Consider the following 24,986-nt stretch of genomic DNA (forward strand, 5'->3'; position numbering starts at 1 on the left):
GCTTCATCCTCTCTCAGCGTAGTACGGATCTAGAGTGATTTCATTCTTTTTTTCAATCCTAACTTCAATGTTATCACTGACTAAACGGTCAGTAACTCCACCTGTCATATTTAAAGCTTGTGTTAATGTTTCGCTGTCTCCAATAGCTGTAATTTCAAATGGAGCGAAAGATGTATGACCATCAACTTCTATGACAGGTCCTATACACTGAATATACGTTTGATGATTGATACGATGTCCATTTATAGCAATTGCTTCAGCTCCAGATACGAGCATTTCATCAATAACCATTTGTACATGCTGTTCATGAACGATGAAGTTATTTGGGTTCTCCTCTTCATGAATATACTCAGCATCATCTAACATTACCGAAACCCCTTCACCTTTCACTCCTACAGTTCCAGTTACCATACGCAAACGGTCTAAGTCCTCTACTAAATTAAAATACGTTCGTTCTCGGTGTGCCATCTCATCTTCAATCTCAGTTATTTGTTGTTGTAAAAACCGTAATTCTTCTGTTAAATTACGATTAATTTGCTGTTCCATTAAGACTTGATTTCGAAGTTCATCTTCTGCTTGCCATTGATTGTTAGGTATCGCTACTGGTCCCGTTTGATCATTTGTTAACTGATAACTAAGGGCAAAAATAAAGCCAGTCACTAAAAGAACAAGGGAAAATATGACGTGACTACCCTTCACTTTCAATCTCTTCATCCTCCTCTGGATTAAACCGCTCAAAATAAGGGTTCATTCTCATATGAACAATCCCTTCTTCATCAGGATCCAACTGTTCGACAACCGATGGATATGGGGCAACACGTTCTGCGAAATCTCGAACCGTAGAGCTTACAACAAATCCATCATTCATGTAAATCATAATTCTTGAACCATCATTCTCAGTTGGAGTCATATATATTTCTGACATATGGTAGCGTAGGTGATTTTTCACTTTATTCAGTTCATCTGCCATTGTCACGATTAAATCTTCATCTTCAAAGCCTTTTAAAATAGGTGCATCATAAGGAGTAGACGAACGAATAAATTCTTTTGGTATACGTTCTCCTGTTTCAATTAGAGGAAGATAGTTTTCATCGCCGTATATGTAAGCAACCACATTGTATTCCTCTATATGAACCGTTACGGAATTTGGAAATTGACGTTGGACAGAAGATCCAGAAATTAGCGGGTTGCTTTCAATTCGATTCTTAACAGCATCACTATCAATTCTCCACATATTCACGTTATTTAAAAGCTCTGACGCCTCAATCACCCAGTCTTCCTCTGAATATACCGTTCCCTTCACCTCTACGTGTTGGACATTTGAAATGGATGTTTGAAAGTAGATGACAACAGTCATTAGTAAAAAGAAAGTTGACACATACAAAATAAGTCTTCTATTTGCTCGTTGCTTCCGCCGTTCTTTTAACGTTGGTATACGCTCTTCAATTTCAACTACTTTTTTATCGTTCATTGACTTATCCTCCATTGTACAGGAAAGGGATCATAGAAATTTCATCAAATAGAAAGATATTTATAAGTACAAGTTTATGGCGTGTAAAATCAAAGGTAATTATACTTCGTAAGTTTCATTGATGTATAGAAATTCGAAAAGGCAGGATCATTCCTGCCTTAGACAGTTACCTTCTCTATGATTTTAATCGCTATTTCCTACTTGTTCAACCTCTGTTTCCATCTTCACATGATATTTTTCAAAAATTGTATTTTGGATATGTTTTATTAAGTTCAATACGTCTTTAGAAGTGGCGTCACCTTTATTCACGATAAAGTTTGCATGTACTGTGGACACTTGGGCCCCGCCGACCGAAAAGCCTTTTAACCCAGACTCTTCTATCAGTTGACCAGCATAGCGCGGTAAAGGGTTACGAAAAACACTTCCACAGCAAGGGTAGTTCCAAGGCTGTGTATCCCTACGGTAATCTTTGTTTTTTTGTAACTCTTGCTTAATTACTTGCGCATCACCTTGCTGAAGCTCAAATTCCCCTTCAATGACAATTCCTTTCTCGGTCTGTAAACGAGATGTTCGATAAGAAAATGCCATATCCTTATTTTCGATCCATTTCATTGATCCGTCCGGAAAAAGGACGTGCGCTCGTGTTAAGATTTTGGATACATCTGAGCCGTGAGCACCAGCATTCATAAAGATCGCTCCACCCACTGTTCCTGGTATTCCTGCCGCAAATTCTAACCCCGAATATCCTTTTTTACTAATAATAGTTGCTAGTTTTATTAAAGAATAGCCTGCACCAACTCTTAAAATATTTCCTTCTAGTGAATAATCACTTAGCTTTTCACCAAGCTTAATGACAACACCATCTATCCCCTTATCTGAAATTAGTAAATTTGAACCTCTCCCTAAAACAAACCAAGGGATACCTTCATCATGAATAATTCCTATTCCTTGCTTTAATGCCTCTATAGAATGTGGCTCAAAAAAAAGGGATGCTGGTCCGCCTATTTTCCAAGTTGTATGATTTTTTAACTGTTCGTTTTCAATAACGTCCCCTTCTAATTGTGATAGTGCTTGCATGGTCTCTTTCATACGAACCTCCTTATACGTACGATTTATTTATTACACGCTTCATTTCTTCACCTTTAAGTAATCCTTCCCATAATTATATGAAAATGTACGTTGAATTTATTAGGTGAAACACTTCTTTTATTTTATTTTATTATATCTTAAAAGTAGTTGTCTTGATGATATGAATTCTCTTTTTTATGTAATTGTAAACTTAAAGTTTAACATTGCGATAAAACAAGCTTTTTATATTTCTTTTTTGTTACAAATGTGCTGATATGTGAGCCAATTTCATCATTCCCCTCTTTAAAATTGCTGACAGCTTCTCCGCTAAACCAACATTTTTAATACAACAAGTTATTTCAGGGAACTAAAAAGAAAAATAGGAGCTTTCCAACAAGTGTCTCAGTTGGAGAGCTCCCTTTCAATAAAGCTTTTTTTATTAACGCATATGCCTACTGATATTTAATAAAACACCGATGGACGTTAACATTAATGTTAAAGATGAACCACCATAACTTAGTAAAGGTAAGGTAATCCCTGTAACCGGCATTAGTCCAATAACAACACCTATATTGATCATCACTTGAATCGCTATCATTCCGATAATTCCCGTAGCCATTAAGCTTCCATATAAGTCTGGTGCGTATAGCGCTATTCTCAATCCCCGCCATAAAAGAATGGCAAAACATGCAAGGACAAAGGCACCACCAATAAATCCTAATTCCTCAGATAATATCGCAAAAATAAAATCTGTTTGAGGCTCTGGTAAATAAAAATACTTTTGCCTACTTGCTCCGAGTCCTAAACCTAAAAAACCACCTGGACCGATTGCATATAGTGATTGGATAATTTGAAATCCACTACCTAATGGGTCTTGCCACGGATCGAGAAAAGATGTGATCCGTTCTAAACGATATGGAGCAGATAAAATTAACCCCACTAGTCCGATAAGACCAACCACTCCTAAAAACACGAAGTGAGCAATTCTTGCGCCTGCGATAAAAACCATCACAACACACGTTAGTACCATAACCATTCCAGTTCCTAAGTCAGGCTGAAGCATGATTAAGCCAAAAGCTAGTAACACAAGCCCAAAAGAAGGAAGGAGCCCCCTCTTCCATGTAGTCACGTACTTTTGATTTTCGGCTAAGTACTTAGAGAGAAAAAAGATCATTGCTATTTTCATAAATTCTGATGGCTGAATTGAAAAAGCACCAACCCCAAGCCAGCTTTGCGCACCGCCACGAACGAGACCAACACCAGGGATTAACACGATGACCAAAAGACCAAAACAAATGATGACAAAAATTTTGGCCATGTCTCGCCAGCCCCAGTAATCAATATTCATCATGAAAAACATTGCAATGAGGCCAAGACCTGCAAAAAACATTTGCCGCTTTAAAAAGAAAAAAGAGTCATCGAATTTATAATCAGCCCATACTGCACTTGCACTATAAACCATGATTAATCCAACAATTAATAAACATACTGTAGCTCCGATTAAGAGTAAATCAGGAGCAGACCTCACTTTAGGCAATAGAGTGCACCTCCGTTTTTGAACAGAATCCCTATTACCTATGTGTATGTCCAAGTTGCACAAACATGACTTTATTTTGTGATCATTTCTACAGCTTCAATAAAACAGTTCCCACGCTGTTCAAATGTTTTAAACTGATCCCATGAAGCACATGCAGGAGACAACAAAATAACATCTCCTTCACCTGAAAGGTTATATGCTACATTAACGGCGTCTGGTAATGTTGACGTCATTTTAATATCAGCTACACCTGCAGATTCAGCCGTCTTGGCAATCATTTCTTTTGTTTCGCCATAAGAAACGACCGCTTTCACCCGTTCTTTTAATAATGGCTTTAACCCTTCAAAGGTCACACCACGATCTAAACCTCCAGCAATAAGGACAACTGGCTGTGTAAAAGCTTTTAATGATGTGATCGTAGCTGGAACGTTTGTCGCTTTTGAATTGTTATAAAATGAACGCCCTTTATAAGTATCAACAAATTGTAAACGGTGCTTTACACCAGTAAACGTTTTTAACGTGTTAATCATTTGCTGATTCGTCGCCCCTGTTAACTTAGCTGCTAAAGCTGCTGCAAGTGCATTAGCAACATTGTGATCCCCTGGTAAGGACATATCATCTTTATGAATCAGCCTCTCACCTAGGACAACAAGCCATCCATCCCGGCTTAAATATGCCCCCTCCTCGAATATCTCGTTAAGCGAAAATGGTACTTTTTTTGCTTGTCCACCTTCTACCATATTCAACACAAGTTCATCATCAGCATTATAAATCAAATAGTCATTTTCAGTTTGATTTTTCATAATCTGACTTTTCGCTTCAGTATAATTTTCCATAGAACCGTGATAATCGATATGAGCTTCGACGAGGTTTAGCACGATTGAAATATGAGGTTTAAAGCTCTTTACCCCCATCAACTGGAAGCTAGATAATTCTGTAACAAGAACATCGTCTTCAGTTGCTTTCTGAGCTACTTCACATGCAACTTTGCCGATATTCCCTGCAATAAGAGGGTTTTTCTTTCCACCCTTTAACATCTCAAAAATATATGTGGTCGTTGTCGTTTTCCCATTTGAGCCTGTTATACCAATAATTTCAGCCTCACTAATGACAGAAGCCAATTCTATTTCAGTAATGACAGGGATTTCTTCTTGTAATGCTTTTTCAATAAGTGGATTCGTATAAGGGATACCTGGATTTTTTACAACATAATCAAGCTCACCATGGATTAAATGTAAAGGATGGGATCCACAAATGACGTGAGCTCCAAGGCTTTCGAGTTCTTGCGCTTCAATGTTCTCTTCTATTGGAAGGCGATCATTCACCGTCACATTAGCTCCCAATTTCAATAGTAACTTGGCTGCTGCTGTACCACTTTTGGCAAGACCTAAGACAAGTACATGTTTATTTTGAAAGTATGTCGTCGTTTTCATCTATAACCACACCTCAATATATACGCCAATTATAGCGAATAACAAGCCGACAAGCCAAAATGTAACAACGACTCTCCACTCGCTCCACCCTGATAACTCATAGTGGTGATGTAAAGGGCTCATTTTAAATACCCGCTTTCCCGTAGCTTTAAATGAAATGACTTGAATAATAACAGATAGCGTTTCAATAACGAAAACACCACCAATAATAACAAGGAGCAGTTCCATTTTCGTCAAAATTGCGATTAAACCAATTGCACCACCTAAAGCAAGTGAGCCTGTATCGCCCATAAATACTTTTGCTGGATGTGCATTGAAAACTAAAAACCCTAAAACAGCACCTACAACAGCAATTGAAAAAAGAGAAACGGTATACATTGATAATGAGTAAGCAATAATAGCAAATGCACCAAAAGCAATCGCTGACGTTCCAGCAACGAGTCCATCTAAACCATCAGTCAAGTTCACCGCGTTTGACGCACCAACTAAAATAATGATAATAAGTGGAAAATAAAGCCAACCTAACTCAACTGAAAATTCTGTTCCAGGTACAGTAATATATGTCGGTAAGCCTGATTGCATTAAAACAAAATAAATAATTGCTGAAATAACAACTTGGCCGAGAAACTTTTGTTTTGATGTAAGACCTAAGTTTCTCTTTTTTACAACTTTAATAAAGTCATCTAAAAAGCCAAGTAATCCAAAACCTAACGTCACTAAAATCAGAAGCCATATTTCAACTCCGACGTTGTGAAACTGACTAGCTAAAATTAAAGTGGAAACCACAACTGCTAAAACGATCATGATCCCACCCATTGTAGGCGTACCTGTTTTTTTCTGGTGAGATTTTGGCCCTTCATCACGAATGCTTTGACCAAACTTCAACCTTCTTAAAAAGGGAATAAAAATTGGTGATAATAAAACAGTAATTAAAAATGATAAAATTAAAGTAAATAATAACCCTTGTTCCAGCATAATTTTGGAACTCCTTTCTATTACGCAAACATCAATTCTTTGTTGTCATTCAAATATAAAGACTTTAAGTGGCAAGTTTCATAAACGTCATTCTTATATGCCAGCTTGAAAATGATCTTGTTTCATATATCGCTCTTCCATATTTTAATGATCGTTTATTTTATTTTATCGTGTTCCGTCCTATTTAATGCCTCTTGGAAATGAAAAGTCTTTCTCTTCAACCCTCAATCGTAGAAAATCCACCAATTGCCTCAGCTATTGTTTCTGGAAGAACGCCTAAGTGGACCGAAAGTGCAATTGCAAACACACTATTTTTCACAACATGTTGCAAATGAGAAGGAAGGATGAAGTTCATTCTCAATCCTGATAATTGGAAGTGGATATCATTACCTTCATTCGATAAATGAGTAATATGGAACAATGAAGATTCATCAAAACCACAGTAAACAGGATCTGTTTTCCAATCCCTCTTTAAAGAAGCCTCATCTCCATCTAAAATTAACACTGCCGTCGCCTTCATATTTTTTTCGATACACGTTGCTTTCGTTAGTTCATCCTCTATCCAGGTCACCTGTGACTTCGTTTTTTCATTACTAGTCGCCAACACCATATAGTTCGGTACGATCCAATTATTTATTTCCATAACTTCATCAATTGAATAAGAAATCATCTCATAAATAAAAACATCGGTCTTTTCAGGCATTTGTAGCATAGACAACGGTATTGAAACAGACGGTGTTACTCCTTCGATTGACTGATGAATGTTAAATTGTTTACTTAATATCGACGTAATCATCGATGTCGTTGTTTGAACTTTATCATTCCCAGTTACGCATATAACGATTGGGTCTATATCATTTAAATAATGAGAAGCCAAACGTTGCAGAGCTAGTCTCGTATTATCAACAACAAAGAACACAAAGTTATTTGGTGTCATATCAGGCAGCGGTTTGTCCTCTGGCCAAAGAGCCGCTTTTGCGCCCTTTTCGATCGCCTCTTCTAAGTTTTTCTCCCCATTATGTGAACTGGATTCTAATGGGATAAAAAGATTTCCAGGTTCAACATTCGAAGCGTCTATACTAACACCTTCAACCATAAATGTTAAAGAGACGTTCCCTATACTTTTTGAGGAAACCTCACGTAGTAATTGTAAAGGAATTTTTGATGCCATTTTACTTCTCCCCCTCGGCAGCCTCTTTTGCAACGATTCGGTCATCGAAATGATAATTTGTTTTTCCAATTGTTTGATATGTTTCATGCCCTTTTCCGGCAATTAGGATAATCTCATCTTTTCCGGCCGAATGAATGGCTTTTTCAATTGCACTTTTTCTGCTTTCGATTACTTCATAATTTGACCCACTCATTCCCTCTTCCATGTCAGTCAAAATAGCCATTGGTTCTTCTGTTCGTGGGTTATCTGACGTTAAATAAACGAAGTCAGCTAACTCTTCAGCTACTGCAGCCATTTGGGGCCGCTTTGTTTTATCTCTGTCTCCACCACACCCAACGACAACTGAAATTTTTCCTTTTGCAAATTCTTTAATTGTTTCTAATACGTTCTTTAAACTGTCTGGAGTATGTGCATAATCAACAATGACATGATAGAGAGCGTCATCAATTTCCACTCGTTCAAAACGTCCTGATACGCCTTTGAGAGCCTCTAGACTTTTCTTTATTTCTGGCAAACGTATGCCTGAGGCATATGTTGCAGCTATTGCAGCTAAAGCATTGTACACAGAAAAAGTGCCTGTCATTTTCAAATTGACGTCTATCGAGTGATCACCTATATGTACTAAAAAGCTCGTACCTTTTTCATGCACGTTTATGTTTGTTGCTTTTACATCTGCATCAGAATAAATCCCATAAGTTAATACAGGAACGGCCGACATCATTTCAATCGTTTTTGCTGATTCGTCATCACTATTAATGACAGCTACCTTATTTTGCCCACTTTCGTTTCCATTTCCTAATTGTGCGAATAAAAGACCTTTTGCATAGCAATAGCGTTCCATCGTTTCATGAAAGTCTAAATGATCTTGTGATAAATTTGTGAATACTGCTACGTCATATCGACACCCATGGACTCTTCCTAATTCCAAGGCATGTGAAGACACTTCCATCGTCACACTGTCTACTCCACTTTCAACCATTTTCGCAAATTCTTTTTGCAAAACGAGAGATTCTGGCGTCGTGTTCTTAACTGGGATTTCATTTCCACCATACCTCATATACATTGTACCTATCATGCCAGAATTTCGCTTTGCATCGTTTAATATTTGCTCGATCAAGTGCGTTGTCGTCGTTTTTCCGTTCGTACCAGTAACACCGATCATATGTAACTTCTCAGTTGGGTATTGGTAAAATGCCGAAGAAATAATCGCCATTGCACGTTTTGTACTTCTAACAATGACAACAGGAACATCTACATCCAAATCTCTTTCTGCAACAAGTGCTACAGCTCCTTTTTCTACTGCTTGCTTAGCAAAATCATGTCCGTCGACGGTATAACCTGGAACACAAAAGAAAAGACTCCCCTGCGTGACTTCACGAGAGTCCATATGAAGGTCTTGAATCAAAGGATTGCTATTATTTGTTAAAGAGTATGTGGGTAGTAAGTTCACTATTTCATTTAATTGCATAAATCAATGCTCCTTTTTAAAATATTCCATTCTTAAATCCTTTATGTAAGATGGGAATGAAGTGATACCATCACTTCTATTTCCCTCAAAAAATTTTTTTACACTTATGACATAACCTAAGCTATTTCTGTTTCCATTTTACTGTTCATCTTCTTGTTTGTCACCCATATATATACGAATTGTTGAGCCTGCTTTTACCCTTGTACCTGGTTCTGGAGACTGTAAGACTACTTCCTTTCCTTCTCCTGCAGCATCCAGTTGCAACTCATAATAAGATTGGTGAATATCACGAATCGTTCTACCTACTAAATCAGGTACTTCAACAATTGGTTCATCGTTCCACATTCTTTCTTTCTCTAACTGGTCAGATCTCTTTTCAACTCCTAATGCTCTCAGTCCATCTTCCATAATATTCCCAACGATAGGAGCAGCTACTGTTCCACCGAACTGAACTGTACCTTTTGGATTATCGACAGCTACATAAACCACTATTTGTGGGTCATCTGCCGGTGCGAAACCAATGAATGAAACGATATGGTTATTCTCTAAGTATCGACCACCTTGAGCTTTTTGAGCCGTACCTGTTTTCCCTCCGACACGATATCCATCAACATAAGCACCACGACCAGTCCCTTTTGCTACAACATGCTCAAGTGCATTTCTAATTTCTGTTGAAGTACCTTCAGAGATTACTTGTTTTTTCATCGTAGGAGTTGTTCTTGAAATAACCTCACCTGTTTCATCATCCAACCACTCTAATGCGAAGAAAGGCTGATATAAATTACCTCCATTTACTGCAGCCGCTACTGCTGCTACTTGTTGGATTGGTGTGACGGAAACCCCTTGACCAAATGCTGTTGTCGCAAGTTCCAGTGGCCCAACTGCATCAAGATCAAATAGGATCCCTTTCCCTTCACCTTGTAAGTCGATCCCTGTTTTACTACCGAACCCAAAGTCATCAATGTATTGAAATAACGTTTCTTTTCCTAATCTTTCACCTAAAACAACAAAGCCCGGGTTGCAAGAATTTTGCACTACTTCTAAAAAAGTTTGAGAACCATGCCCACCTTTTTTCCAACAGCGTAACTTATGTCCAGACACTTCAATATGACCTGGGTCATGAAAGCTATCCTCAAGTAAATCGACTTTTCCTTCCTCTAAAGCTGCTGCTAATGTAATAATTTTAAATGTGGAACCTGGCTCGTATTGACTCCATACAGGTTTATTCTGATTATAAATTTCAGGTGGGACTTCACGAAAACGCTCAGGGTCATAATCTGGACGAGATGACATCCCGAGAATTTCTCCTGTGTTCGGGTCCATTGCAATGGCCATCGCTCCATCAGGATTATACGTTGCTTCTGCAATATCTAATTCTCTTTCTATGATCGTTTGAATTCTTGTGTCTACCGTCAGTTTCAAATGTTGTCCATTCAATGGTGGTGTATATTCATCTGCTAAGTTTGGCATCCTGCGCCCTTTTGCATCCGAATAGAAGGAGACGTGACCTTGTTCTCCGGACAACCTTTCATCATAAAAAAGCTCTAGACCGGTTAACCCTTGATTATCAATCCCCGCAAAACCTAAGACATGTGATAAATAATTACCGAATGGGTAATGTCTTTTGTTATCTTCAGCAATATACACACCTTCAAGCTTCAATTCCCTAACTTCATTCGCTAATTCATTACTTATTTTTCTTCCTTCAGGATTTATTCGTTCAATTGATGAATCTTTTGTCACGAGTCCGTAAACTTTTTGTTCATCCATCCTTAAAACATTCGCTAGCTCCGCCGCTACCGTATTCGGGTCTGAAATTTGTCTTGGAACAACTAAAACAGATGGGGCACTAATGTTTGTTGCAAGCGGTACACCATTACGATCTAATATTTCACCCCTTTTTGCTTCAAATGGAATATTTCTACTCCATAAATCTTCTGCTTTATTTGAGAGTTCGTCTCCCATGACAAGCTGAACGAAACCGAGTCTGATGATCATGACAAAAAACACGATAAGACCGACACCTAATGCAAAAATTAATCTCTTACGTACGGTTACATTCGATACCCTTTTCATAATGAACCTCCCGTTATCAAACACTTTGGCTTGGTTCAGTCATATGAAAAAAATGGACAGGTTAGAACCTGTCCATACGATCTTTTTCTTGTCATTTTTCAAGATTGAATCAATTTCATAACTCAATATAAGATGGGAAATTCAAAATGTGAGCGTGAACTTCACTTCAGACGGACACTTTCCCGAGGGCTTGTCTTCAGCTAACTTAGGCTCGACAACTCTTCGCCTAAGTGGATCTTCAGCTCGTTGTTCCTGCGATTACTCGTCACAGATAAACAGTGCTCCTGCGGTTACTCGTCGCAGCTCGGAGCAGCTCGGAGCAGTTCGAAGAAGTATTGCTCGTCGCTGATCCTCTGGGAGTCGCCGCCTTTAGTTACGTTCACTTCTAAAGAAAACTCGCCGATTGGCGAGCCTTTAAGGCGAAGACAAAGGCGTAGTTGCACTTATACTATACACATAGAAATTTTCACTACGTCGAAATTGCTTCTTAGCTAAAATTTTATACATTATTATAGTGTAAACAAAACTTGGCTTTTCGTTAAAGAGATTCTTCGTAAGCGAAGTGTGCTTACATAGAAGCTCTTATGCTTTAGTGCAAGTCATTAATTAGGAACTTCGACTACAATCGATCACGTCCTGTGATCAACGCCGAAGTCACCACCTCCTGTGGAAGTAAGCCTTAGTTGCCACAAGCTCAACTCCTATGATTAAACGTCGAGTTGCGACGAGCAAGCGTAGCGGCGCAGGAGCAGTTACTATCGACCATAAATTTATAAATTCTGATAGTAAAAATAAAACGTACATTTAATGATAAATTTTTAATATCATTCGTTTCATTGCACAAAAAACGGAACTATGAAATTGATTCGATTGTGTAAAACTTTACGTTTTAGTCCATGAAAAACTCATCATCATTATCATCATCATCTAGAAGGAGATCATCAACCTCTTCATCTAATCCAGTTTCATCAACTTCTTCAAATGGGTGTAACAGTGTAACTCTCATTCTAGTTACACCTTTCATTGAAGTACCTGGTTGTGGACTTTGCTCTCGTACAAAACCTTCCCCATTGACCTCAACTTCAATACCTGTGACCTCTTGGAAAACAAACAAGTGCCTTAATGACCAATTGGTCATATTCGGAAACTTTCCCTCATTTCCATCTGTTTTCAGAAATACTTTTTCACCAGGCATAACCTCGGTCCCTGGACGGGGGCTTTGCCTTTCAATACGATCACCTTCACCTATTAGGACAACATTTTGTCCTAATGATTCTAATTCAGAAATTGTAGACTGGACTTCACTTCCAATAAAGTCGTTCATTTCAATCCCTTCAGAGTATGCAATATCACCAATTTCTTCAGTCGGGGAAATATTTAAATATTGCAAGCTTTGTTGCATCACTGGTTTAAAGATCATCGAAACTGGAGTAGATCCAATTTCTGTAGCATCAAGCTCAGGACGATCTACAGCTACATACATGATAACTTCAGGATCATCTGCCGGTGCCATTCCTATGAATGAAAAAATATGTTTGCCATGACCATATAAATATCCAGGACCAGATGGGTCGGGAACTTCAGCTGTACCCGTTTTCCCTGCAATATTGAAACCCTCAACGGCATAAGGTTGACCAGTTCCGTTATCAGAAGAGACAACGGTTTCCAAGATATTCAGTACCTCTTTTGACGTATTTTCAGAAATCGGTTCACCGACGATCTCGGGTTCATTCTTTGTACGAACTTCACTTCCATCCTCTGCTACGATCCGATCAATGATATAAGGTTTCATCATCTTCCCGCCATTAGCAATTGCTGTAGCTGCTTGAACTTGTTGGATCGGTGTCACTACAGACGCTTGCCCAAAAGCGGTATAAGCAGCATCACCATGCCAAGAATCAGCTAAAACCCCTGTTGCTTCATTCGGTAAATCAATTCCAGTCGGCTCTTCGAAACCAAACGATGTTAAGTAATCATATAAATGATCTCCACCAAGTTCTTCTAAAGCTAAAATCGAAAAAGCTACGTTCGAGGAACGTTGAACACCTTCATTAAAAGTGATCTCTCCCCATCCCCCACGTTGGTGATCACGAATTCTATGTGGTCCAACTTGATAAGATCCGGATTGGAAAGTTGCTTCACCGTCATATACACCTTCTTCTATTGCTGCAGCAAGCGAAAAAACTTTCATCGTTGAACCTGGTTCAAAGCGAGAAGAAACATTATAGTTTGTATAATTAACGATTGACTCATATTGATTCGGATTAAAACTGGGGCGATTTGACATCCCTAAAATTTCACCGGTTTTCGCATTTGCAACAATTGCCATCATCCGTTTTGGGTTAAATTCTTCTTCTACTTGGTTCATCGTTTGCTCGATGGCCATTTGAATGCGTGTATCAAGTGTTAAAAAGACGTGGTCTCCATTTTTCGGCTCTACAATTACAGTATCCGCATTTACTAAAGACCGGTTCAATGCATCTTTTTGATACGTAATTCTACCATCTTCTTCTTTTAAGAATTCATCTAAACTACTTTCTAAACCCATTCTAGCAATTGCCATATCTCGTTCAGTATAGCCTAGAACATGTGATGCAAATGTTTGATTTGGATAAAACCGCCGAGCATCTTCCCTAAACGTCACCCCATCAAGTTCAAGTTCATTGATTTTTTCCATTGTTTCATAGTTTAAAAACTTCGCTCGAGGGCCAAGCTCAACTTGAACACGCTCATTTTCAATAGCATTCGATAAAAAATTTTCAATTGTAGATGCATCCATATCTAACACTGTACTTAATTGTTCCGCTGTAAATTTAGGATCACTTACATAACTGTTAAAACGATCGTCTACAATCGCAACGAGGGTGTATGAAGGGATTTCTTCAGCTAATGCTTCTCCATTTCTATCAAATATGGTTCCTCTTGTACCATCGATGACCCTTGATTGTGACCACCTTTGTTCTAGTAGTGTTTCTAGATCTTGCCCCTGCACTTCTTTTGCTGCTTGAATGTACACAAAGCGTGAAAACATAATGCCAACACCAAGTAAGATCACTAACAAAATGTATAATCCACGCTTCGTTACTTTTATGCTTTTATTTTCTTCTAACAAGAGAAAACGTCACCTCCTGTAAGAAAGCACACCATAACCATTAATTATTCACATGAATGCTTCTTACATCATCAACACGTAATTCCATTCCCATTGATTTTGCTTCAGCTAAGATTCGGTCTGGGTCTGAAAGTTCCTTTACTTGTAACTCTAAACCTTGATTCACACTAGCTTGTTGCGAAATTTCAGTTTCTGTCTGCTGAATTTGATGATTTACCATATACATCGATGCATAATTAGATAAAACGAGATAAAGCCCTAACACAATGGCGATTAAAAAGGCAGAGTAAATCATCTTCTCCCCTTTTGTAACCTTTCCTTTCAAGACCTTTTGTTTCCCAATCTTTTTCTCTTGGTTCGGCTGTGGATTCCAATTTGGTTCTTGCCTTTGTACAAGTGGACTCATCTTCATTCCTCCTTATTTTTTTCAGCAATCCTTAATTTCGCAGAATGTGCACGCTGATTTTGTTCAAGCTCTTCTTCATTTGGGATAATCGGTTTACGGTTTACAAGTGACAGTTCCGGTTTAAATTCATCAGGAATAACTGGTAAATCTTTCGGAAGCTCTCTCGGTGTACTTCTCTTTTTAAAAACTTGCTTACAAATCCTGTCTTCTAATGAATGGAAGGTAATGACAGCTATTCTTCCTTCTTGCTTTAGCATGTCAATTCCGTCATTTAACGCTTGTTCAAATACATTCAACTCATCATTTACCGCAATCCTTATCGCCTGGAATGTTCGTTTCGCAGGGTGTCCACCTTTTCTCCTTGCAGGTGCAGGGATAGCCTCTTTAATGACATCTACTAGCTGAAATGTCGTTTCAATTGGTTTTTCAATACGTGCTTGCTCAATTTTTCGCGCGATCTGTTTGGCGAATCTCTCTTCACCATACCTTGCTATAATTCTTGCGATGTCTTCAAAAGCCCATTCATTCACAACATGAAATGCAGATAAAGGCTGCTTTTGGTTCATTCGCATATCTAGAGGAGCATCGAATCGATAACTAAATCCACGCTCTGGTTCATCAAACTGAGGGGAAGATACACCTAGGTCAAAAACAAGCCCATCAACTTCTTGTACCTCAATATTTAGTAGTTCCTCTTTTAAATCTCTAAAATTACTATGAACAAAGGTGACTTTCCCTTCATATGTAGAAAGACGCTCCTTCGCATGTTGAAGAGCTGTTTCATCTTGATCAAAGGCAATAAGTCGCCCCTTTTCATTTAATTCCGAAAGAATACGCTCACTATGCCCACCACCACCGAGCGTACAATCGACATATACGCCGTCTTTCTTTATGTTTAATCCTTTTACTGTTTCTTCTTTCAGAACGGTTATGTGTTCAAACAAAGATGTCCTCCTCCAATCTCACTACAATTCAAAGTCAACGATATTTTCAGCGATTTCCGCAAATGATTCTTCTGATTCTGCAAAATATTCTTCCCAAACTTCCTTGCTCCAAATTTCCACACGATTAGATACACCAATAACGACACATTCTTTCTCTAGCTTTGCGTATGTGCGTAAAGTTGATGGGAGATTTACTCTCCCTTGCTTGTCCAATTCACTCTCTGTCGCACCTGAAAAGAAAAACCGAGTGAATGCACGGGCATCTTTTTTCGTAAATGGAAGGGATTTTAGCTTTTGTTCTAATTGTCTCCATTCTTGTTCAGGATAAACAAATAAACATTTATCCATTCCCCTTGTAACGACGAAGGTGGACCCTAACTCTTCACGGAACTTTGCGGGGATAATCATTCTCCCTTTTTCATCCACATTGTGATGAAACTCTCCCATGAACATAGCGATCCACCTCCTCCCCACTTTATAACACTAATTTACCACATCTCCCCACTTTTAACCACTTAGTTTGAAAAGATTTTTGATAAAATAAAAAAACTCCGCTTCCACGGAGTTTTTCTTTATAAATAAATAAATGCATGCGTCCCTGCATAATTGTCCTCTGACGGTATTTCACTTACTACCCTTTGAATAAGATCGGGTCCATATAAATTTAGGAAAGAATGAATATTTAAGTACCTTTCTTGAGGGTTTCCATTAGGCTTAATTTCACTTTCAACAAGATCAAATCGCCTTATTCCTGCTTCATTTTCTTGGAGCAACTTCGCTTCAAATTTTTTCTCTAACTCAACAAACTGATCCTCCGCCTTATTACGGTATTTCTCTCGTAGTAATTCGTACTCTTTCCCGTATTCTTTAAAAGTGGAGGATAAGTGGGAGAAAATTTCATCCATTTGCATCCTAGCATTTTCTATCTCTGTTTTATAAGGCGCTTTTTCCTTACTTTTTAACCATTGCTGCTTTTTATTACTTAAACCATTTAAAGCGACAGCTTTATGATTTACACCAACTTTTATCAAGTTCTTCTCTACTGGTCTTGATACAAATGTAATGTGTAATCTCGGCTCTACGATTGGCATGTTTATGTTGAAGGTGTGAAATGCCTCTTTTAACGTCGCCCAATATTTTATCTCGCCAGGCCCTGCAACAAATGAAAGTACAGGTAATAAAAAGTCCTGCATTAACGGACGAGTTACAACATTATTACTTATACAAGAAGGGTCTTTATCAACCATTTCAAGCAATTCATCTTCTGTCCAAGTTTTTGAACGATTCTTATCTGTAAAAACACCGTTATTTTTTGAAAGCAAGAAGCGTTGTCCTTGGTAATGAACAAAAAGATGTGCATTGCTCTCCTCAATAGCGATCGGTTCCCCAAAATTTTTCCGTTTAAAATTATTTGCCCCTTCAATAAACGCTCCACGAAGTTCATCATTTTTTTTAATGAGCTCCTTAAAAAAGGGTTGTTCAATTTGTCTTATTTGTGGACAAGCTGCATCCATCAATACTAACCCTGTCCCCTCAAATAACCTATGGAGAATTCTCGCACACCACTCTACATAAGTAAGGCCATCTTTCACATCATTAGTTAATTGATGATATAGTTCCCGTGTATGTTCCGTCTCATTTAAGAACTGAAACAATTCATCAACAACCTTTTTTCCATCGTCAGCAGAAATGAACCTTTCCGATACCGGTGTTTTTAAATCATTTCTTTCTGAGATATTTAGCTTTTTTATATTCTCTTGGTTGTGAATAAACGTATGGTTAACTTCATCAATATCGTGATCTTCCCCAGCCATCCAAAATATCGGTACGACCGGGATTCCATGTTCATTCTCTACACGACGTGCCGTTTTTAGAATGGAAATGATCTTGTTTATCGTATAAATCGGCCCTGTAAGTAACCCTGCCTGCTGACCACCTACCACTGTAACAGACCTATCATCTTTTAGTTTTTCTATTGATGCATAAATCGCTTCATCCTCACTAAATTGTTTATTATATTGAGTGAGCACTTCAACTATATTCCTTCTTTGATACGAACGACTTTGTATTTCATGATACCTTTTTAATAGCGCATCCTCTTTTAGGGAGTAGTCAAAAAAGGGCATAAATTGTTCGTCATTAAGTATGTATTGATTCGTAAATGCGTTTTCTGCGTCTTCCCAGACAAATTTCATTTGATTCAACCCTTCACTTTCTTAATACAGAAATTTATTTCGGTCTTCGCAATAAATGAGTATTTATTATAACAAATAAAACGACGTTGACCAATGAAGAAGCTCAGCTCCTTATACGGCATAAATATTTGCAATAAAACCGTAAACCATTAATATGAAATAAAGTACCGATAAAACAAAAAATTGGAAACGCCAAACCCCTTTAAAAACTTTATGAATAGATATAAGTTCATATGATTTCCAATGAAGGATTGTAAAAATGATTGAGGATAGCAAAAAGAATAAAATAATCATCCATAAAATTGAGATCCCCCATATCTCTAAGGCGATAAAATAAATCGCAAACATAAGCAAAACTACTGTGCAGTCTGCTGCAAGCTTTATAGAAAACACTTTGTTTTTCGTACTTTTCACTGAAATAATATAAACTAGATAAAACGCTATTAATGGTACAGTTACAAAAGAGGCAATGATGAAAACGATAATACTAGACATCCCCCCAACTCCTTTCGATTCCCTTAATAGAGTAATGAAGAAATTCGGTAAGTGGCATTCGTATACCTTCCTTTCTTCCCATTTTCAATATGTACCCTGTAATTGCGTCAATTTCCGTGCGTCTTTTATGTTTTATATCTTGATACATCGATGATTCATTTTCCTTCGTTTGTTTTATTACTCGTACTAGTTTATCGTAATGACTTTCGTTAACTTCCAAAACACTTTGAACTTCATTAAACAATGCTTGTACATTCCTTATGAAAGGATCTTCTAAGAGCTCTCCGTTACGAACTCCATATAACGCCGTTAAAGGATTGACGATGAAGTTAATGATTAGTTTCTCAACCATGCGCTCTTTAATGAAAGGGGTATATGTAAAACATAAACGACTTTTACCATCTGTAAGACCATACAATTTCTCACCGTGTCCCCATGGCCCAAACGCTATTTCGCCATCACCAGTATGTCTTACCACACGGTCATTTGTTTTCATTGCTCCATGAGTAACAACCCCAGCATATAACGGGTTCGCGCAAAGGGAAGCTGCTTTTTCCATATGTCCCATCCCATTTTGCAAAAATAATAAAGCAGCACTTCTTTTCAGTACCGGTAAAAAATTATGAAAAAACTCCTCAAGATGCGTTTGTTTCAATGTAATGATAGCAAGGTCATATGTCAGACTCCCCAATTGCGAAGCAGGAATAGCCCGAATCGGTTGAACAACTTCTTCACCCTCTTTTATTACTTTTAATCCTTTTTCAAGAATTGTATCTGCTTGTCTTTTTGATCTCGTAACAATAGATACCTCGTGCCCATCTTGTTGTAAATATGATGCAATAAGTAAGCCGACAGACCCTGCTCCTATGACTAAAATCTTCATGATCCCACTTCCTTTTGGCCTAATTCCTCTCCCTAATTTTAGCACAATTATAAAAAAGTTCATCTGAATGAGTGAAGAAATCGTTTTCTTTTTTATGTTTTTTAAATTATAATAATATATAGACAATTATTATAAATGATATGCAGGAGGGGAATCGTATGGAAATGTATGAAGTTGTTCGTCTAAAAATAAACTTTAAAACATTAGAGGAATTTGAGAATTTCAGGGAATATGGCCAACAAGAACTTTCAATGAAAGAAGATCTAGAAGGAAATATTATAGACAACGATAGCGAATCTCCGTTTTATGGTATTTATTTTGGGAATAAACTTGTTGCGCGAATGAGTCTATATAAAATAGAGGCGAAGTTCGACCGTTACTTCGAACCAGCTCAAGATTATTACGAACTTTGGAAACTTGAAGTTTTACCAGCATATCAAGGACGAGGTATTGGAACAGCACTTGTTGATTACGCGAAAGGCTTAGGCTTACCAGTGAAAACGAATGGTAGGCAAAGTTCTGATGAATTCTGGAAAAAGATGAAATTCGAGCCAATCACATATCAAACAGAACGCGACCGTGGTGAAAACCCTTTCGTATGGTTCCCTGAAGGCGTCTCAGAACAACAATATACTAAAAGTGAATAAAGACAATCTATCTGTTTATTAATGTAAAAAATCGGCACTGTAATCGTTGGTCGTAGTTATTAATTTGACAGAATCCCTTTAAACGATTTATCAAATAAATAACAAGATGAACAGCGCCCAAATATGAAAAAATCCACCAATTCATTGGTGGATTTTTTTCATTTCGTATACGATTCATCATCTTTTCTCTTCGTTGCTCGTTCTACCACATTAATCATCAGCTGATAGTCACTTTTAATAAATTCGTATTCTTCTTTCAACCGCTCAAGCTCTAATTGTAACGATTCGTTTTTTTCTTCAAGTAATTTAATATTGCGTTCATCATTACCTTTATGAAGAAGCTCATCTTTTCTCTCTAATAAAAATGCAACAACTTGGTCGATCGATTGTACAAGCTCTTGTTGTTGTTCTTTTGTTGGCTCATTTGATGATTTCGTCTCTTCTGCTTGATATTCAGCTTGCCCGTTCAGACTTTTTCCTTTTAATTCACGTCGCTGTTTCTTCGCTAACTGAATAGCAGAATCATACTTTTTTCGAATCGCTGAGTTCCAGCGAAAGCCACACGCTGCTGGAGTTCTAGAAAGTTTTTCTCCCACTTCTTCAAAGGCTGCTAATTGAGTACTTCCTTCACGAATATGCCTTAAAACGACTTCAGCTAGTAATAAATCTTCATCATGATTCCATGCGTCCTGCCTAACCAACGAGATCATCCCTCCTTCACATACGTTTCAAAATATATGTATGCAAATAGTAGAAACGATAGACTTTTTTTACTATAAGAGAAGGGATTTTTTCTATTTTTTTGTAATTCAAGCCCTATGTATCCTTTTTTTCAATAGACAAACATTGCAGAAAAACAAAAAATAATTATAGAACTAGTATAAATCAAAGTAGTCAGTGGCCTCGTCGGACTACACACTTTTTTATGCATTTGAAATTTAAGTAGTCTGGATGAAATGAATAACAGTAGGTTATTGAGATTTTTCCAAGAAGTTTTTTACCGCAGAATGGTGTTCCTCTGTTTCCCATAAAGACGAGCATGAGGAAACTTCTTGATCCATCTCCGTATATAGTTTTTCTTTCTCTTTATATAATAACGCTTTATAATTTCGAATCACTTGTGGAGATTGCAACCAACGTTCAGCCCAATCATAAACTTCATCTAAAGAAGAAACAACCTCCTGAACAAACCCTATTTCTTTTGCTTCTACTGGTGAATAGAGCCGACCTGAGCCTAGCATTTGTAATGCAACCTCTCTGCCTATTCGATCTTTTAAAATCGAGGCCCCTCCCCATCCTGTCGTTAAGTGCAACCTCCCCTGGATAAAACCAACCTTACAGTTTGGTGAAGCCAATCGATAATCAGTCGATGTCGCAAGCTCTGCGCCACCGCCAACAGCAGCACCATCAATATAAGAAACTGTAACACCTGGAAATGACACGATTTTCTTCAAAACATCATTCATAGGCTGTAACATCGTCTTTGCATCTTCTTTCGTCATCAACTGATGAAACGCACGTAAATCACCACCACTACAAAAGGCACCACCTTCGCCGCGCAATATAAGTACGGTTATATTTTCATCATTTGCTAGCATTGTTATATGTTCATCTAACTGCTCGATCACATCGAAATCAACGGCATTTTTCTGCTTCGGGCGATTTAATACGATTTCTGCAACATGTTCGTTTATATATTGTTTACACACTTTCATTATTACCTCTCCCAACCCATTGTAATGAAATGACATGTAAAGATGGCGTTCCCTCTGTTCTGTAAATTTCCGAACGTAAAAAAACAGGAAGGAATACACCCTCCTGTTTTACTTTAATTATTTGTTTACTACGTCTTGTCCTTTATATGAACCGCATGCTTTACAAACACGGTGTGAAAGTTTTGCTTCACCACATTCAGGACATTTTACCATACCTGGTACAGTTAATTTAAAATGTGTACGGCGCTTTCTCTTACGAGTCTTACTCGTTTTTCTAAAAGGTACTGCCATGAGTCCCACCTCCTTGGAGATCTTTCAAATGCACATCATCATATAAACAGAAGATGTTATTTCTTATCAAAGAACTTTTCTAGTTCCTTAAGTCGAGGATCAATTTTTTCTTTTTCCTCTTCCTTTGTCTTTAGCTCCCAGCCTTTCCCTGATTGAGGGGCCGGACCTTCTTCCTTATCACTAAAGACTTGCATTGGCTTTTCCAACAAAATACGTTCTTTTACGTAAGGCAACAAATCAACCGTGTTATCTTCCAATTCGTGAACCTCTTCATCCTCTTCGAAGGTGGCCCATTGATCCAGCTTAAATGTTTCACTGGCATTAATGGTGAAAGGATACTCCACATCATTTAATGTTCTTGCACAAGGTAGTACCATCTTTCCAGAGATTTCAAGGTTAAACATCACCGAGTGGCTTGAAAAGATCGCATCTCCTTTTACTTGAACAGGAGTAATGTCACGAATTTCACGGTCTATTTCTTTTACTTGGCTAACATCAACCGATTCTTCTACATGTAGACCTTTTTCTTTAAAGGCTACCAATTGTTGAACCGACCATTTCATAGGTTTTCACCTCAAGACAACAAATGTAATTATATCCTTCGTCATTCCTTTTGTCAAGGTAACTTCTTTACATTCTGTTTTTAATTTAATTTTTTAAAAGCTACTTTCTAAAAGACTGTTTCTCTTTTGTAAAAAATTCATCTCTCGAATCGGTTACAGGCGGACGCTTTCACCTCTTCGTGTTTTTTATAAGAAACAACAATCTATGCGAAAAGAGCCTTTTTAAACTTTATTAAACATACGAGCTTTTCAATGGATAACCTTCCCACTCCATCCATCATTAAAGGATATAGTTGTTAGGATAACATAGTTTATTTCTCTATTAAAGGGCGGGACTCTTTGTTTATTACGTGTTTTTTTATTCATTTCTGTATAGAATAGAGATTTAAGGAAACGCCATCCTTTGATGCAAAAAGTCATCCTTACATTACTATCTCACTACTTACATTAAACTATGCTGACAAGGTCATGTATTTGAATCAATTTCATAATTACGTTTTTTGCGCAATGAAACGAATGATATTATAAACTTTTTCATTAAATGTACGTTTTATTTGTACTATCAGAATTTATAAATTTATGGTCGATAGTATAACGGCAACTAAGGCTTTCGCCATTTAGACTTGGCGAAAAGCCAAGTTTTGTTTAGAAGTGAACGTAACTAAAGTCGGCGACTCCCGGAGGATCAGCGACGAGCAATACTTCTTCGAACTGCTCCGATCTGTGACGAGTAACCGCAGGAGCACTCTTTACCTGCGACGAGCAAGCGTAGTGGCGCAGGAGCACTGTTTATCTGTGACGAGTAATCGCAGGAACAACGAGCTGAAGATCCATTTAGGCGAAGAGTTATTGAGCCTAAGTTAGCTGAAGACAAGCCCTCGGGAAAACATCCGTCTAAAGTAAAGTTCACGCTCACATTTTGAATTTCCCATCTTATTTTGAGTTATGAAATTGATTCATTTAATAAAAAGCAAATGAAAAAACAGAGGAGAGAAGAAAGAAATGAAAGCACTAGGAGTGATCGTCGAATATAACCCCTTTCATAATGGGCATTTATACCATTTAGAAGCATCAAAAAACCATACAAACGCTGATATAACAGTTGCAGTTATGAGCGGTTCGTTCCTACAACGTGGTGAGCCTGCACTTGTAGATAAATGGAGCCGAACGAAAATGGCTTTAGCAGCAGGTGTAGACCTTGTCATTGAGCTTCCATACATTTATGCTACGCATAAAGCTGAAGTGTTTTCTGATGCAGCTGTCGCTTTATTACATACTCTACGAGTAGACGAGCTATGTTTTGGAAGTGAAGAAGGAAATATCCAACCCTTTATACAAACCGTACAAGACATTCAAGAACATCAGGGAGAAATAGACGCAGTCATTCAAAAGCATTTAAAAAACGGTAATAGCTATCCTTCAGCTTTTGCAAAAGCCTTTACACAAGTTTGTAAAAAAGAAAAATCCATTGACCTATCCAAACCGAATAACATTTTGGGATATCATTATGTACTTTCGTTAGCAAAACTAAGTTCATCAATTAAACCAGCTACAGTGAAAAGGGAAAAGGCTCAGTATCATGACCTGTCCCCAACAGATAAAAAAATCGCAAGTGCGACTGCCATTAGAAATGAATTATTAGTAGAGAAGAAATCGTTTCATGATGTAAGTCAGTACCTACCAACATCGACAACGAACGAGTTAAACGGCTCTGGAGGGGGCCGACTTACTTTAACATCATGGGAGGATTTGTTTCCATTTTTACAGTATAAACTACTCACTGAAAGTACTGAATCACTTGAAGACATTTATGAATGCACAGAAGGAATCGAACATCGTTTGAAAAATATGATCTCCCAAGCTGAATCGTTTTACGATTTCGTGAAATTAGTAAAAACGAAACGGTATACCTGGACGAGGATACAACGACTGCTCGTTCACCTCCTTATGAATACTGAAAAAGCATTCATGGATAAATATTGCAAACCGCTACAACCATCTTACGTAAGAGTTTTAGGAATGTCAGATCAAGGGCAACGATATTTATCACAAATTAAAAAGTCATTACCTGTCCCACTAATTACGACAGCTAGTCAAGGAAAAGAGTTACCTTTACTTCAAAAAGATATTCAAGCAGCGCAACTACGAAGTCTTCCTTCGCTTCATCACGAGTCTTTTACTTATGAATATAAACAAAAGCCAATTAAGTTTAACGAAGAAAAAGGAACCTTCCTTTAACGGTTATGTAGTTCCGTTTTCGAATTAAAAAACAATAAAATCAATAGAACTGGCAACACGTTTAACATTAAGTATTACATGTTGCCTTTTTATTTTGGCTTTTATTAAGGTAAGCACTCGAATCCGTTTACAGGCAAAGTGTATTTCTACTGCGTCTTAACAATAAAGAAAACTCGCCGATTGGCGAGCCTTGGGCGAAGACAGAGGCGTTAGTTGAACTTATACTTAGTTCTTTAAAATTTTCTCTACGTCGATCTACTTCTTCGCTAAAATTTGTCGAGTAGGAAGAGGGTTCACA

At 37.7% G+C, this 24,986-nt stretch carries 22 protein-coding genes; 2 read left to right on the top strand and 20 right to left on the bottom strand.

Annotation, left to right across the window (positions count from 1 at the left end; translation table 11 throughout):
* Positions 1-3 precede the first annotated feature (3 nt).
* From LGQ02_RS13250 to LGQ02_RS13325, 16 genes are all read right to left on the bottom strand, one after another.
* Positions 4-714, bottom strand: coding sequence for a DUF881 domain-containing protein (locus LGQ02_RS13250; RefSeq protein ID WP_319003463.1), 711 nt, complete (start codon positions 712-714; stop codon positions 4-6).
* Positions 689-1,471, bottom strand: a complete 783-nt coding sequence (locus tag LGQ02_RS13255) for a cell division protein FtsQ/DivIB (RefSeq protein ID WP_226514839.1) — start codon at positions 1,469-1,471, stop codon at positions 689-691. Before LGQ02_RS13255 ends, LGQ02_RS13250 begins: the two co-directional genes overlap by 26 nt.
* 183 nt (positions 1,472-1,654) lie before the next feature.
* Positions 1,655-2,560: a UDP-N-acetylmuramate dehydrogenase gene (gene murB / locus LGQ02_RS13260; protein ID WP_226514840.1), complete on the bottom strand. Its 906-nt coding sequence runs from the start codon at positions 2,558-2,560 to the stop codon at positions 1,655-1,657.
* 418 nt (positions 2,561-2,978) lie between these two features.
* The gene (spoVE, locus tag LGQ02_RS13265; protein ID WP_226514841.1) at positions 2,979-4,076 is read right to left on the bottom strand and encodes a stage V sporulation protein E; all 1,098 of its coding nucleotides are present in this window, start codon (positions 4,074-4,076) and stop codon (positions 2,979-2,981) included.
* A 71-nt stretch (positions 4,077-4,147) separates the two neighbouring features.
* Positions 4,148-5,509, bottom strand: a complete 1,362-nt coding sequence (murD, locus tag LGQ02_RS13270; protein WP_226514842.1) for a UDP-N-acetylmuramoyl-L-alanine--D-glutamate ligase — start codon at positions 5,507-5,509, stop codon at positions 4,148-4,150.
* Positions 5,510-6,484 carry a phospho-N-acetylmuramoyl-pentapeptide-transferase gene (gene mraY / locus LGQ02_RS13275; protein ID WP_226514843.1) on the bottom strand — a complete coding sequence of 325 codons (975 nt, stop codon included), beginning with the start codon at positions 6,482-6,484 and terminating at the stop codon, positions 5,510-5,512. It abuts the gene before it with no gap.
* 217 nt (positions 6,485-6,701) lie between these two features.
* Positions 6,702-7,655: a Mur ligase family protein gene (locus LGQ02_RS13280; RefSeq protein ID WP_226514844.1), complete on the bottom strand. Its 954-nt coding sequence runs from the start codon at positions 7,653-7,655 to the stop codon at positions 6,702-6,704.
* A gap of 1 nt (position 7,656) precedes the next feature.
* On the bottom strand, positions 7,657-9,123 hold the full coding sequence (locus LGQ02_RS13285; protein ID WP_226514845.1) for a UDP-N-acetylmuramoyl-L-alanyl-D-glutamate--2,6-diaminopimelate ligase: 1,467 nt from the start codon (positions 9,121-9,123) through the stop codon (positions 7,657-7,659).
* Positions 9,124-9,261: 138 nt separating this feature from the next.
* Complete coding sequence (locus LGQ02_RS13290) at positions 9,262-11,199, bottom strand: stage V sporulation protein D (RefSeq protein ID WP_226514846.1); 1,938 nt, start codon at positions 11,197-11,199, stop codon at positions 9,262-9,264.
* An 889-nt stretch (positions 11,200-12,088) separates the two neighbouring features.
* A complete protein-coding gene (locus LGQ02_RS13295) occupies positions 12,089-14,311 on the bottom strand; it encodes a penicillin-binding protein (protein ID WP_226514847.1) in 2,223 nt (740 codons plus the stop codon).
* A gap of 40 nt (positions 14,312-14,351) precedes the next feature.
* Positions 14,352-14,717: a cell division protein FtsL gene (gene ftsL / locus LGQ02_RS13300; protein ID WP_226514848.1), complete on the bottom strand. Its 366-nt coding sequence runs from the start codon at positions 14,715-14,717 to the stop codon at positions 14,352-14,354.
* A 2-nt stretch (positions 14,718-14,719) separates the two neighbouring features.
* Positions 14,720-15,661 (bottom strand): 16S rRNA (cytosine(1402)-N(4))-methyltransferase RsmH, encoded by a 942-nt coding sequence (gene rsmH / locus LGQ02_RS13305; RefSeq protein ID WP_226514849.1) that lies wholly within the window; start codon positions 15,659-15,661, stop codon positions 14,720-14,722.
* Between the two features lie 21 nt (positions 15,662-15,682).
* Positions 15,683-16,114, bottom strand: a complete 432-nt coding sequence (gene mraZ / locus LGQ02_RS13310) for a division/cell wall cluster transcriptional repressor MraZ (RefSeq protein WP_226514850.1) — start codon at positions 16,112-16,114, stop codon at positions 15,683-15,685.
* A gap of 119 nt (positions 16,115-16,233) precedes the next feature.
* Positions 16,234-17,856, bottom strand: a complete 1,623-nt coding sequence (bshC, locus tag LGQ02_RS13315; protein ID WP_226514851.1) for a bacillithiol biosynthesis cysteine-adding enzyme BshC — start codon at positions 17,854-17,856, stop codon at positions 16,234-16,236.
* Between the two features lie 111 nt (positions 17,857-17,967).
* Positions 17,968-18,351: a DUF3397 domain-containing protein gene (locus LGQ02_RS13320; protein ID WP_226514852.1), complete on the bottom strand. Its 384-nt coding sequence runs from the start codon at positions 18,349-18,351 to the stop codon at positions 17,968-17,970.
* Entirely contained in the window at positions 18,344-19,234 is an 891-nt protein-coding gene (locus LGQ02_RS13325) for a 2-dehydropantoate 2-reductase (RefSeq protein WP_226514853.1), read from the bottom strand. The genes LGQ02_RS13320 and LGQ02_RS13325 overlap by 8 nt, the downstream gene beginning before the upstream one ends.
* A 158-nt stretch (positions 19,235-19,392) precedes the next feature.
* Here LGQ02_RS13325 and LGQ02_RS13330 point away from each other — a divergent pair, with 158 nt between their 5' ends.
* The gene (locus tag LGQ02_RS13330; RefSeq protein WP_226514854.1) at positions 19,393-19,881 is read left to right on the top strand and encodes an N-acetyltransferase; all 489 of its coding nucleotides are present in this window, start codon (positions 19,393-19,395) and stop codon (positions 19,879-19,881) included.
* A 158-nt stretch (positions 19,882-20,039) separates the two neighbouring features.
* Here the strand turns inward: LGQ02_RS13330 and LGQ02_RS21390 are convergent, their stop codons facing one another.
* The 4 genes from LGQ02_RS21390 to LGQ02_RS13350 form a co-directional block, all read right to left on the bottom strand.
* The gene (locus LGQ02_RS21390) at positions 20,040-20,591 is read right to left on the bottom strand and encodes an RsfA family transcriptional regulator (protein ID WP_319003464.1); all 552 of its coding nucleotides are present in this window, start codon (positions 20,589-20,591) and stop codon (positions 20,040-20,042) included.
* A gap of 261 nt (positions 20,592-20,852) precedes the next feature.
* Positions 20,853-21,596 (bottom strand): enoyl-CoA hydratase/isomerase family protein, encoded by a 744-nt coding sequence (locus LGQ02_RS13340; protein ID WP_226514855.1) that lies wholly within the window; start codon positions 21,594-21,596, stop codon positions 20,853-20,855.
* A gap of 117 nt (positions 21,597-21,713) precedes the next feature.
* Positions 21,714-21,887, bottom strand: coding sequence for a 50S ribosomal protein L32 (gene rpmF, locus LGQ02_RS13345; RefSeq protein WP_226514856.1), 174 nt, complete (start codon positions 21,885-21,887; stop codon positions 21,714-21,716).
* Positions 21,888-21,943: 56 nt separating this feature from the next.
* Positions 21,944-22,450 (bottom strand): YceD family protein, encoded by a 507-nt coding sequence (locus LGQ02_RS13350; RefSeq protein ID WP_226514857.1) that lies wholly within the window; start codon positions 22,448-22,450, stop codon positions 21,944-21,946.
* 1,002 nt (positions 22,451-23,452) lie between these two features.
* Here LGQ02_RS13350 and LGQ02_RS13355 point away from each other — a divergent pair.
* Positions 23,453-24,688, top strand: a complete 1,236-nt coding sequence (locus tag LGQ02_RS13355; RefSeq protein ID WP_226514858.1) for a nucleotidyltransferase — start codon at positions 23,453-23,455, stop codon at positions 24,686-24,688.
* Positions 24,689-24,986 lie beyond the last annotated feature (298 nt).

Source organism: Bacillus shivajii, assembly GCF_020519665.1.
GTDB classification, from domain to species: Bacteria; Bacillota; Bacilli; order Bacillales; family Salisediminibacteriaceae; genus Bacillus_CA; species Bacillus_CA shivajii.